Origin of the sequence: Paracoccus sp. (in: a-proteobacteria) (assembly GCF_030604785.1) — a bacterium.
Lineage (GTDB): Bacteria > Pseudomonadota > Alphaproteobacteria > Rhodobacterales > Rhodobacteraceae > Paracoccus.
The window spans coordinates 47,687-59,602 of sequence record NZ_JAUVVF010000015.1 but is presented as its reverse complement, the minus strand read 5'-3'; the positions used below and the strand labels follow the sequence as shown (position 1 = coordinate 59,602).

11 protein-coding genes are annotated in these 11,916 nt (G+C 69.5%); 8 read left to right on the top strand and 3 right to left on the bottom strand.

All coding sequences use genetic code 11. The annotated features are described in order from the left end of the window. On the top strand, positions 1 to 231 hold a 231-nt coding region (locus QAR72_RS07045; RefSeq protein ID WP_304616649.1), incomplete at its 5' end, for a Sua5 family C-terminal domain-containing protein. Between the two features lie 33 nt (positions 232 to 264). Here QAR72_RS07045 and QAR72_RS07040 read toward each other — a convergent pair. After that, complete coding sequence (locus QAR72_RS07040) at positions 265 to 1,692, bottom strand: Glu/Leu/Phe/Val family dehydrogenase (RefSeq protein ID WP_304616648.1); 1,428 nt, start codon at positions 1,690 to 1,692, stop codon at positions 265 to 267. 285 nt (positions 1,693 to 1,977) lie between these two features. Between QAR72_RS07040 and QAR72_RS07035 the strand changes: the two genes are divergently transcribed. The 4 genes from QAR72_RS07035 to QAR72_RS07020 all read left to right on the top strand — a co-directional run bounded on the left by QAR72_RS07035 (position 1,978) and on the right by QAR72_RS07020 (position 3,955). Next, the gene (locus QAR72_RS07035) at positions 1,978 to 2,601 is read left to right on the top strand and encodes a TetR/AcrR family transcriptional regulator (protein WP_304616647.1); all 624 of its coding nucleotides are present in this window, start codon (positions 1,978 to 1,980) and stop codon (positions 2,599 to 2,601) included. A 122-nt stretch (positions 2,602 to 2,723) separates the two neighbouring features. Next, on the top strand, positions 2,724 to 3,254 hold the full coding sequence (locus QAR72_RS07030; protein ID WP_304616646.1) for a hypothetical protein: 531 nt from the start codon (positions 2,724 to 2,726) through the stop codon (positions 3,252 to 3,254). A gap of 4 nt (positions 3,255 to 3,258) precedes the next feature. Continuing rightward, on the top strand, positions 3,259 to 3,537 hold the full coding sequence (locus QAR72_RS07025) for an I78 family peptidase inhibitor (protein ID WP_304616645.1): 279 nt from the start codon (positions 3,259 to 3,261) through the stop codon (positions 3,535 to 3,537). Positions 3,538 to 3,607: 70 nt separating this feature from the next. Beyond that, the gene (locus QAR72_RS07020; RefSeq protein ID WP_304616644.1) at positions 3,608 to 3,955 is read left to right on the top strand and encodes a DUF2794 domain-containing protein; all 348 of its coding nucleotides are present in this window, start codon (positions 3,608 to 3,610) and stop codon (positions 3,953 to 3,955) included. Here the strand turns inward: QAR72_RS07020 and hrpB are convergent. Continuing rightward, positions 3,952 to 6,423, bottom strand: coding sequence for an ATP-dependent helicase HrpB (gene hrpB, locus QAR72_RS07015; protein WP_304616643.1), 2,472 nt, complete (start codon positions 6,421 to 6,423; stop codon positions 3,952 to 3,954). The two genes, QAR72_RS07020 and hrpB, sit on opposite strands and share 4 nt — an antisense overlap. A 198-nt stretch (positions 6,424 to 6,621) precedes the next feature. Between hrpB and QAR72_RS07010 the strand changes: the two genes are divergently transcribed. The 3 genes from QAR72_RS07010 to QAR72_RS07000 all read left to right on the top strand — a co-directional run bounded on the left by QAR72_RS07010 (position 6,622) and on the right by QAR72_RS07000 (position 10,267). Beyond that, positions 6,622 to 7,770, top strand: a complete 1,149-nt coding sequence (locus tag QAR72_RS07010; RefSeq protein WP_304616642.1) for a hypothetical protein — start codon at positions 6,622 to 6,624, stop codon at positions 7,768 to 7,770. Between the two features lie 95 nt (positions 7,771 to 7,865). Further along, entirely contained in the window at positions 7,866 to 9,233 is a 1,368-nt protein-coding gene (locus tag QAR72_RS07005) for a YcjX family protein (RefSeq protein ID WP_304616641.1), read from the top strand. Then, positions 9,230 to 10,267: a YcjF family protein gene (locus tag QAR72_RS07000; RefSeq protein WP_331497648.1), complete on the top strand. Its 1,038-nt coding sequence runs from the start codon at positions 9,230 to 9,232 to the stop codon at positions 10,265 to 10,267. Before QAR72_RS07005 ends, QAR72_RS07000 begins: the two co-directional genes overlap by 4 nt. Before the next feature lie 129 nt (positions 10,268 to 10,396). On the opposite strand, the gene QAR72_RS06995 is transcribed toward QAR72_RS07000, so the two are convergent. Continuing rightward, complete coding sequence (locus QAR72_RS06995) at positions 10,397 to 11,878, bottom strand: 2-isopropylmalate synthase (protein WP_442953564.1); 1,482 nt, start codon at positions 11,876 to 11,878, stop codon at positions 10,397 to 10,399. Between the last annotated feature and the right edge of the window lie 38 nt (positions 11,879 to 11,916).

Sequence of the window (11,916 nt, the reverse complement as noted above, 5' to 3'; positions counted from 1 at the left end):
CGGCTGAACGCCGAACCCCGCCCGGACGAGACGCATCTGGGTTTCGGCACGCCCGGCCCGTTGACCCTCTCGACCAGCGGAGACCTGACCGAGGCCGCCGCGCGCCTCTTCGACCTCCTGCGCCGCGCCGACGCGCTCGGGCGCCCGATCTCGGTTGCCCCAATCCCCGATCACGGCTTGGGCCGCGCGATCAACGACCGCCTCCGCCGCGCCGCCGCCCCCCGCGACTGACCATCCCTTTGCCTTGGTGCAAATATCCCGCGATCAGAGCCCGAGCGAATTGTAGACGTTCGAGATCCGCCGGATCGCCACGACATAGGCCGCCGTCCGCATGTCGGTGACGCGCGGATTGTTGACCCAGACCTCCTTCATCTTCTGGAACGAGGTCCGCATCGTGTCATCCAGACCCGACCGCACCAGCTCCAGCTCGTCCGCGCCGGTCAGGAAGCTTTCCTTGAATCCCTTCGACAGCGTCCAGTTCAGCCCGGTATCGGCCGAAAGCCGCTCCAGCTCCTCGACCAGCATGCGGGCGCGGGCCTCCTCGTGGCGGCGCTCCAGGCGGCCCAGGCTGATCTGGGACAGGTTCTTGACCCATTCGAAATAGGACACCGTCACGCCGCCGGCATTCGCATACATGTCGGGGATGATCACCACGCCCTTCTCGCGCAGGATCTCGTCGGCATCGGCAGTGACGGGGCCGTTCGCGGCCTCGATGATCAGGCGGCACTTGAGGCGGGCGGCATTGTCGCCATCGATCACGCTCTCGATGGCGGCCGGGATCAGGATGTCGCATTCGTCTTCCAGCGCGCGCAGCCCGTCCTCGCTGAAATCGCCGCCGGCAAAGCCCCTCACGCCGCCGGTGGCGCGAATATGCCCGCGCAGCGCGTCGATATTGATGCCCTGCGGGTTGCGGATGACGCCGTCACGCTCGATCACGCAGGTGACAAGCGCATGGTCCTCGGCCGACAGGAATTGCGCGGCGTGATAGCCCACATTGCCCAGACCCTGCACGATCACCCGCTTGCCGGCCAGCGTGCCGGTCAGCCCGGCCTTGGCCATCACGTCGTCATGCCGGAAGAACTCGCGCAGCGCATATTGCACGCCGCGCCCGGTCGCCTCGACCCGGCCATCGATACCGCCCGCGGTGCGCGGCTTGCCGGTAACGCAGGCCTTGGCATTGATGTCGTCGGGATGCAGCCGCTTGTAGGCATCGGCCATCCAGGCCATCTCGCGCTCGCCCGTGCCCATGTCCGGCGCCGGCACGTTCTGGCTGGGCGAGATCAGGTTGCGGCGGGACAATTCATAGGTGAAGCGGCGGGTGATCCGCTCAAGCTCCTCCTCGTTCCAGGCGCGCGGATCGATGCAGAGCCCGCCCTTCGAGCCGCCGAAGGGCACCTCGACCAGCGCGCATTTGTAGGTCATCAGCGCGGCCAGCGCCTCGACCTCGTCCTGATTCACGTCCAGCGAGTAGCGGATGCCACCCTTCACGGGCTCCATATGTTCGGAATGCACCGAGCGATAGCCGGTGAAGGTGTGGATCTGGCCGCGAAGCCGCACGCCGAACCTTACGACATAGGTCGAATTGCAAACGCGGATCTTCTCTTCCAGCCCTGGTGCCAGCTCCATGAGGCTGGCGGCATGCGAGAACATGCGATCGACCGAGTCTCGAAAGGATGTCTTGGTGACGGCCATGGGATTTTTCCTTGCTGATCAGGGCGCCGGCATGCGCCCGTGCCCGAGGCTATGCCAGCTGCGGCATGCCTGCCACCGTTTTGAGCAGAAAATGACAGAACTATTTCGTTCACAGATTGCAACAATCGGATGGGTTCGGTCGTATGTCTGCGAATGCAGACAAATGCAGATATTCAAATTTCTTGTCGGATCGTAACGAATTATGAACTGCAATCGCGCCATAACGTATTAGAGGCAATGAGCCGCTTTTTTGACCTGAAGCGGTTTCAAAGGGTAAATGACGTCATGAGAGACAGAAACACCATCAACCGGGGACGCAAATTCGACCAGGTGCGCAACGGGGCATCAGACGTCTTCCTGCACGACGGCTATGCCGGCGCCAGCGTCGACGACATCGCGCGGGCGGCGCGCGTGTCCAAGGCGACGCTCTACAGCTACTTTCCGGACAAGAAACTGATGTTTCAGGAAGTGGTCGAAGCAGCGATGGCGCAGGCCTTCGCCCTGTCCCCGGTTGTCGCCGCGCAGGGCGCGCCGATCGACCCCGGCCTGCGCGAGATGCTGGCCCATGTCGGCATGTGGCTTGTCAGGCCGCAGCATCTGCGCCTTCAGCGCGTGCTGATGGCCGAATCCGAACGCTTTCCGGCCCTGCTGCAATCCTATCGCCGCCAGCTGGACGATTCGATCATGGCGCCCCTGACCTCCGAGCTTGAGGCATGGCGCGATTCGGGCCAGCTTTCGGTCGACGATTGCGGACAGCTTGCGCGCCTGACCTTCAGCCTGCTGGCGGGCGGACTGCATCTGGTCTCGCTGCCCGACCGCAACGGCACCATCATCGAGGAACCGGTGGCTCAGCTTGCCTTCGAGACCGCGGACATGGTCCTGCGCGCCCACGGGATCCGCACGGCCTGAGCCTGTCGCCCGAAGGACATGATGAAAACGTGATCGTGCCGGCGGCTTCTCAAACCCGGTGGCGCGGCCTAGCATGACGTCAAACGGCGCCGGACGAACCGGCACCCGAGGGAGCAGACCCGATGCCTAGATCCGCCGTTCTCGCCATGGCGCTGCCGATGGTCCTTGCGGGCTGCGCGCTGCCCGCCAGCCGGATGCCGCCCGGGGCCGCGACGCCGATGATGCAGGCGCCCGCCGCCGCTGCTCCCGCGCCGATGGCGCAGCCGGCCTTCGGCCAGACCGCAATGGCGCCGCAGCCGGCGTTTGGCCAGCCCGCCTTCGGCCAGCCGGCAGCGATGCCCCAACCCGCGCCCGGCTCGGCCCCCTGGGCCACGACGACGCCGGTCGTGGCGGGCCTGCCGCCTTCCTCCGAACCGCCGCCCCCCGCCGCGCGCGGCATCGCGGGGCTCGAGGAACGCAAGCCCGATCTCTGCGGCACCGCGCGCCATGCCTCGGCCATCGGCCAGCCCGGCAGCGTCATCCCCACCCTCGGCATCACGCGCAGCTACCGCGTTGTCGAATATCGCGGGATCGAGCCTCAGGACTACGTGCCCGACCGCATGGTGTTCCGCCTGGACGCCATGGGCAACATCTCGAACATCGATTGTGGGTGACATGATGACCAGGACTGCCCTTCTGACCGCCCTTGCCGCCGCGACCCTGCTGGCCGCTTGCGAACCCATGCCCGTGACCGAGCCGCCCGCGGCCGACGAATGCGGGGCACAGGCCTATCAGGGCCTTGTCGGGCAGCCGCGCGCCGTGCTGTCCCAGATGACCTTCCCGATCGGAACCCGCACCATCGGCCCGGATGACGCCGTCACCGCCGATTTCCGTCCCGATCGCCTGAACATCGAATACGGCCGCAACGGCCGCATCGAGAAGGTCAGCTGCTACTGATCAGGAGGGCGCCCCCGGCGGCGCCCTTTTCGCCATTGCGCCGCGGCGGGGGCGGTGTCACCATTCCGTCATGTCCCAGGCCATCCAGCCCCCGAACCAACCGACGACGGGCCAGCCCGACCGAGTGACCTTCGACCGGCGCGAGCTGGCGCTGATCCTCTCGACCTATGGCCGCTTCGTGGCTGCGGGCGAATGGCGCGATTACGGCATGTCCTTCCTGCGGGACGTGGCGGTCTTCAGCGTCTTCCGCCGCGCCGCCGAAAACCCGCTCTACCGGATCGAGAAACGGCCCCGCCTGCGCGCGGCCCAGGGCGCCTATGCGGTGATCGGCATGGACGGGCAGGTTCTCAAGCGCGGGCATGATCTGGCCCAGGTGCTGCGCGTCCTCGACCGCAAGCTGATCCGGGCGCTGGACTAGGTCCCGCGCGGCTTGGCGCGAACCGTCGGATCGGCGACCGAGGGATCTTCGGGCCAGGGATGGCGGGGGTAACGGCCGCGCATGTCCTTGCGGACATCGGCATAGGAACTCGCCCAGAAGCCCGGCAGGTCCATGGTGACCTGAACCGGCTTGCCGCCCGGCGACAGCAGCGTGATCCGCAACGGCCTGCCGCCCACCACCGGATGCCGCGTGACGCCGAACAGCTCCTGCAGCCGCAAGGTGATCCCCGGCTCCTCGCCGTCATAATCGATCGGCACACGCCGTCCGAGAGGCGTGACGAAATGCGCCGGAACTTCGCGGTCCAGCCGGGCCTGCCCCTCCCATCCCAGCCGCGCCTTCAGCGGCTCGACCAGATCCAGCCCGCGCAGATCGGCCAGAACCCGGACGCGCCCCAGCCAGGGCAGCAGCCAGGCGCCATCCTCCAGCAGGGCGGCATCGTCGACCGGCCCCAGATCCGGCAACAGCGCCATCCGCGCCCGCAGCCGGGCGGCGGCGGGCGACCAGCGCAGCCCGTCCAGCCGCAATCCTTCCAGCGCGGCCTGCGCCACGGCAGCCTCGCCAGCCTCGGGCCACGGCCTGTCCGACAGGACCAGCGCGCCCAGCCGCTCCTGCCGCCGTGCCTCCACCCGCCCTTCCCGGCGTGACCATCGACAGAACTCAACCCGCGCGATCCGCTCGCCATGCAGCGCGCGCAACCCCTCCTCGTCCAGCCGTGCGGCCAGCCGCACCCGCGCCTCGCGCTGATCGCCGTCCAGATCCAGCGCCACGATGAACCGCGCCGATCCCATCTCGTCGGCCAAGGGCAGGACCGCGCCCTTGCCCCCCGACAGGACATGGCGCGGCTCGTCACCCGGCCGCCGCTGCCCGATCCGGTCGGGATAGGCCAACGAGGCCATCTCGCCCGCCCCCCAGCTGCCTTTGCCTTGGTCCAAATATCCCGGGGGGTCCGGGGGGCTGGCCCCCCGGCCGTTGCGGGACGCAACGAGCCGCCGCAGCCGCGTGGCCTCCTGCCGCAGCCGCGCGATCGCGCCGCGGTTCACCTCATGGGGATGGCGCGCGGCAAACCCGTCGGGATCGCGCATCGCCTCCAGCCGCAGCGCCAGATCGACCGGGGCGCCGCGCAGCGGATCGCGGTCCGACAGAAGCGCTGCGATGGGCGCGGCCTCCTCCCCCGCCACGACCAGCATATGCGCCAGCCGTGGATGCAGCGGCAGGCGCAACAGCGCCCGGCCATGCGGGGTGATCCGGCCCGTGCGGTCCAGCGCCCCCAGCCCTTCCAGCAGGCCCCGCGCCTCGGCCAGCGCCCCCTCGGGCGGCGGCGTCAGAAAGGCCAGATCGGCCGGCTCGGCTCCCCAGGCCGCCAGTTCCAGCGCCAGAGACGCCAGATCGGCGACCTGGATCTCGGGCGGGGCAAAGGCGGGAAAGCCCCCCTCCTCGGCCCGCGCCCAGAGCCTGTAGCAGATGCCCGGCGCGACCCGCCCCGCCCGGCCGCGACGCTGTTCGGCCTCGGCGCGACTGACGCGCTCGGTCACCAGACGCGACATGCCGCTGGCCGGATCGAACCGGGCCCGCCGCGCGCGCCCGGCATCGACCACGACACGCACCTGCGGGATCGTCAGCGATGTCTCTGCGATCGAGGTCGCCAGCACGATCCGCCGCACGGCACCCGGCGGGGCAAGCGCCGCCCGCTGCGCCTTGGCGTCCATCGCGCCGAACAGCGGCAGCACCTCGCAGCCCGAGGCGCCCAGCAGCCCCTGAACGCGGCGGATCTCGCCCTCGCCGGGCAGGAAGGCCAGGATCGTGCCGCCGGTATCGCGCGTCTCGGCCTCGGCGCGCAGGATCAGCCGTGTGGCCTCGTCCACCAGCCGCGCCCCTGCGGGCAGCGGGCGGTCCAGCCAGCGCGTCTCGACCGGAAAGGCCCGCCCTTCCGAGGTCACGACCGGCGCGTCATCCAGCAGCGCGGCCACCGGCCCGGCATCCAGCGTGGCCGACATGACCAGGATCGCCAGATCGTCGCGCAGCGCGCCCCGCGCCTCCCAGACCAGCGCAAGACCCAGATCGGCGTTCAGGCTGCGTTCGTGGAATTCGTCGAAGATGACGCAGCCGATCCCCTCCAGAGACGGGTCGGACTGGATCATCCGTGTCAGGATCCCCTCGGTCACGACCTCGATCCGCCTGCCCGGCACGGATTCGCCCCGGATGCGATAGCCCACCTGTCGGCCCAGAGGTTCGCCTAGGGTCTCGGCCATCCGCTCGGCGGCGGCGCGGGCGGCCAGGCGGCGCGGCTCCAACATCAGGATGCGGCCCGCGACCTGCCCCATCAGCGCCAGAGGCACCCGCGTCGTCTTGCCCGCGCCCGGCGGGGCCACCAGCACGGCGCGGCCATGGCGGGCCAGCGCGTCCAGCAGGGCGGGAAGGGCGTCGTCGATGGGCAGGGCGTCATTCATGCCCGCCTGATAGCCGCAAGAGGCCGCATCGCACAATCGCAACCCCGATTGACAGGGCCGTGACCGGGGCGCAGCGTATTCGAGTATTTTGTGCCAGGTCTCGCGATGGAATTTCTTTTGCTGCTTTTCCCCCTCGGGTTCCTCGCCTTGATGGAAACCGCATCAGGGACCCATCATGAACCGGAACCGGAACCTGAGATGCCCGAACCCGGAACGCCCGAATGGTGGGCCACGGGCGAGGTCGTCACGCTGGCAGATGACGGCGCGCGGATCGATATCGACGACCCGCATTTTTCGGGCCGCATCCAGGGCGGGGCCGGCAATGACAGCATCAGCGTCGCCACCGATCCGGGCGGAGACCGCGATTTCCGCTTTCAGCCCCACCATTATGGGGTGGGTGCCGAGGATGACAGCGGAGAGACCGAGTTCTACGATCCCGAGACCGGTCTCATCGGCAACGGTCCGCTGACCTCGCCCGTGTTCCGCGGCCTGACCCAGATCGACGCCGGGGCGGGCGACGACACGATCATCGCCGCAGGGTCGGGCATGTGGATCGAAGGCGGCCCGGGCGCGGATTTTCTCGACCTGCGCGGCTTGCGCAATGCCTTTGTCCGGGTGGGCGATGGGGATGTGGTCCGGGGCAGCGACATCGATACCGGCCGCTACGGCGACAGGGTGCATGTCTTGGGCGACGGCGCGGTGACCTTCCAAGCGGGGACGGCCAATGCCTACGTGGAGGCGACCGGTGCGGCGACGCTGACCGGCGGGGCGGGCAACGACAGGCTCGCGGCGGGCGATGATGGCTCGGTGATCCGGGGCGGGACGGGCAATGATAGCCTCTACGGCAATTATGCCCCCCGGCCATGGATCGAGTTCGCCAACGACCTTGGCTTTGGCGACTTTGTCGGCAGCGGCAGCGGGAGCCTCGACGGGGGCGAGGGCAACGATTACATCCAGTTCGATCTGGCCGACACCGTGACGGGCGGTCCGGGCGCGGACACCCTGCTGGGCTTTCTGGACCCTGACGGCGTGATGGACTGGCTGGGCACGGGCCATGTGGCGGTCGTGACCGATTTCGACCCTGCCGAGGATCTGGTCAGGATCACCGTCCCGAGCCTTGACCCCGGCCACCCCACGGGCGGCATCAGCGTGGATGAGCAGGACGGCAACACGATCGTGATGAAGAATGGTCGGCCGTTCCTGCGGCTTGAGGGCGTGACCGGACTGTCCGGCGTGATCGAGAGGCCCGACTCAGGGGCCTCCGGCGAGATCCGCCTGGTCGATCTGGCGGGGAACCCCCAGCCCGGCCCGCTGTCGGGCCAGACCTTCTTGATCCGCGCGTTCTGAAACCGGCACGCATAGCCGCTACACAACCGCGCGGCGCGAACCTATCTTCCCCTGACGCGTTCAGCGGAACCAAAGACAAAATCAAAAGGGCAGGCATGGGCATCGGCAGCGACGTGATCGAGGGGCTGGGTCTGTCCGACCCGGTCATCCGGCTGGGCGTCACCGGCCTGTCGCGGGCGGGCAAGACCGTGTTCATCACCTCACTGGTGGCGAACCTTCTGGAGCGCGGCAGGATGCACGGGCTGCGCGCCGCCGCCGACGGGCGCCTGCGCGCCGTGTGGTTGCAGCCCCAGCCCGACGACACCATTCCACGCTTCGATTACGAACGCCATCTGGCCGCCCTGACCGGCCCCCGCCCGCACTGGCCGGACGGGACGCGCCATGTCAGCCAGCTGCGCCTGTCGATGCGGCTGGAGGGCGGCGGCTTCTTCGGCATGCGCGGGGCGCGCAACCTGCATCTGGACATCGTCGACTATCCCGGCGAATGGCTTCTGGACCTGCGCCTGATGGAGCGCGACTTCGCCCGTTGGTCCGACGAGGTTCTGGACCGCATGCCGGGCCGGCCCGGGGCCGACGATTTCGCCGCCGCGCTGGAGGCGCTGGACCCCGACGCCAAGATGACCGAGCCGGTGGCGCTGTCCTTGGCCGAGACCTATTCCGACCATCTGGCCCGCGCGCGGGCGGCGGGCTGGTCCGATTGCACGCCCGGCCGTTTCCTGATCCCGGGCGAACTGGCCGGATCGCCCGCCCTGACCTTCGCCCCCCTGCCCGCCCCCCTGCGCGACGGCCCCCTGGGACGAGAGTTCCGTCGTCGCTTCGACGCCTACAAGTCCCGCGTCATCAGGCCGTTCTTCCGCGAGCATTTCGCCCGGATCGACCGCCAGGTCGTGCTGGTCGACGTGCTGGGCGCGATCCATCGCGGCCCGACGGCGGTCGAGGACATGCGCCGCGCCATGGCCGATATCCTGACGGCCTTTCGGCCGGGGCGGGCCAGCTGGCTGGCGCAGCTGCTGGGATCGCGGCGGGTCGAACGCATCCTCTTTGCCGCGACTAAGGCCGACCACCTTCACCACATCCAGCATCCTGCGCTGACGGCGATCCTGACCGGCATGCTGCGCGAGGCGCGCGACCGCGCCGATTTCCAGGGCGCCCGGACCGAGGCGATCTCGATCGCCGCCCTGCGCGCCACGACCGAGGACATGATCCGCCAGAACGGCGAAGATCTGCCCGCCGTGCGCGGCTGGCTGCCCGACGGGCGGCAGGCGGCGCTTTATCCGGGCGAGTTGCCCACAGATCCCGGCCAGTTGCTGCATCCCGCACGGCAAGGCGCCGAGGCATGGCTTGACGGCGATTACGCCATCATGGATTTCGCACCCGCGCCCCTGACGCTGCGCGCCGGCGACGGGCCGCCGCATATCCGGCTGGACCGCGCCGCCGAATTCCTGATCGGAGACCGCCTGTGACCGAGGACAACCCCCGCCGCCGCGCCCCGGTCCTGATCACCCTGACCGAAGAGGGCGGCGACCGCCCCGGCCCTGCCGAGGCGCCGCCCATCGATCAGCCCGACCACGCCCTGCCCAGCCCGCGCGCGATGCAGATGGCGGTGCGAATCGCCGCCACGCGCCCCTCGCGGCTGACGCGGGTCTTTCTGGGGCTGGGGGCCTCGCTTCTGGTCTTCCTGCTGTCGGTCGCGGCGCTGGATTTCATTGCCCGGATGCTGGCCGTCTATCCACTGCTGGGCTGGGTCGCGACGGCGCTGTTCGCAGGCTTCACGCTGGCTGCGATCGGGATGGCGCTCCGCGAATGGTGGGGCTGGCGCCGGTTCCGCCGGATCGACGCGATCCAGCGGCAGGCCGCCGCCGCCCTGGCCGAGGCCGATTTCGCCGCCGCCCGTCGCACGACCGACGCTCTTGTCGCGCTTTACGCGACACGCCCCGAGCTGGAATGGCACCGCCAGCGTCTGGCCGAGAGGCGCGGCGACAGTTTCGATGCCGCCGCCCTGCTGGGTCTGGCTGAGGCCGAACTGCTGTGCCCCCTTGACCAGCAGGCCCGGCGCGAGATCGAGGCCGCCGCCCGCACCGTCGCCGCCACGACCGCGCTGGTCCCGCTGGCGCTGGCCGATGTCGCGGCGGCCCTGGCGGCGAACATGCGGATGATCCGGCGCATGGCGCAGATCTATGGCGGGCGCGCGGGAACGGTGGGAGGCTGGCGGCTGGCGCGCACCGTGGTCACGCATCTGATCGCCACGGGCGCGGTGGCGGCGGGCGACGACCTGATCCAGACCGTCGCGGGGGGCGGCGTGCTGGCCAAGCTGTCGCGCCGCTTCGGCGAAGGGCTGGTGAACGGCGCCCTGACCGCCCGCGTGGGCATCGCCGCGATGGAGGTCTGCCGCCCCCTGCCCTTCATGACGCAGCCGCGCCCCAAGGTCGGGAACCTGCTCAGCCGGGGCCTGCGGGGCCTGTTCGGCCATGACGAGGACGCAGCGCGCGGGACCTGACCTAGCCTGAATGCCGCCGCCTTTCCGAAGGGTTGCGCGATCACCGTGGCGTCACCCGTGCGACACTGATCCACCGCTTTCCGGGCAGCGAAGCCTGTTATTCGCCGGCCCCGGACGAATAGACCGCGATCAGGGCTGCGCGCCGCCCTCGGCGGGCATGTCGGGCGCCTCGGCGCCGGGTTCGGCGGCATCCTCAGCCTCCACCTCAGCCTCCACCTCAGCCTCCGCCTCGATCAGGCGATTGTCCTGCCACCGGCCCGAGGCGACCTGCCCCGTCGCATAGCGCATGACGCCCTGACCCTGACGCTTGCCTGCCTCGAAATTGCCCTCGTAGCGATCGCCATTGGCATAGGTCGCGACGCCCTCGCCGTGGATCTCGCCGGCCAGCCAGCCGCCCTCGTAGATGAAGCCGTCGGGCGTGGTCAGCCGGCCCTGCCCCTCGCGCAGGCCGTTGACGAAGCCGCCGGTATAGACCGTGCCGTCGGGATAGGTGGCCTGCCCCTCGCCATGGCGCTGACCATCCACCCAGGCGCCGGAATAGACATAGCCGTCGGGGTAGGACATCCGCCCCTGCCCGTGATTGCGCGCATTGCGGAAGCTGCCCTCATAGACCATGCCGTCGGCATAGACCGCACGCCCCTCGCCCTGGATCACGCCCTCGGCCCAGCCGCCCTCATAGGTCGAGCCATCGGGATAGGTGATCTTGCCCGTGCCATGGGGGCGGTCGGCGCGCATCTGGCCGATATAGACCGAGCCGTCAGGATAGGTGATCTGGCCGCGCCCTTCCATCCGGCCCTCGGACCAGCTGCCGACATAGACGAAGCCGTCCGTGCCGGTGAAGGTGCCGCGCCCGTGGCGGCGGTCGTTCACGAATTCGCCGTCATAGACATCGCCGTTGGCATAGGTCGCGATGCCCGGCCCGTGGCGGCGCCCGGCCTGAAGCTGGCCCTCGTAGCGGTCGCCATTGGCCTGGACCAGAATGCCGTTGCCCGACATCTGGCCCGCCGACCAGATCCCTTCATAGGTCAGCCCGTCGGCCATGACCAACGTGCCGCGCCCCGCGCGCTGCCCGGCCAGCATCCCGCCCTCGTAGGTGGCGCCGTCGGGATAGGTGATGCGGCCCTGGCCCTCCTTGACCCCGGCCTTCCAGTCGCCCTCGTAGCGATATCCGTTCGGCTGGGTCAGCACCCCGCGCCCTTCATGCAGGCCGCCGACAAAGGCGCCCTCATAGACCGAGCCGTTGGCATAGCGTGCGACGCCCTGGCCCGTCATCTCGCCGGCGACCCAGTCGCCCTCATAGGTGCCGCCATCGGCATAGGTGATGATGCCGCGCCCCTCGGGCTTGCCGCGCACGAATTGGCCTTCATAGACCGAGCCGTTGGGAAACTCCGCCCGGCCCTGGCCCATGATCTGGCCCTCGACCCAGTCGCCCTCGTAGCGATAGCCGTTCGGCAGCGTATAGACGCCGTGCCCGTGCTGAAGCCCGTTGCGGAAGGTGCCCTCGTAGACGCCGCCATCGTCGTATTGGCGCGTGATGACCTGCGCCGAGGCGCCCGCGCCCATCGCCGCCAGCGCCAGCGCCGCCATCATCGCCCGAACTGCCGCCTTCATGCCCTTGCCCCTGGCTTGTGCCCTTGTCACGTTTTGTC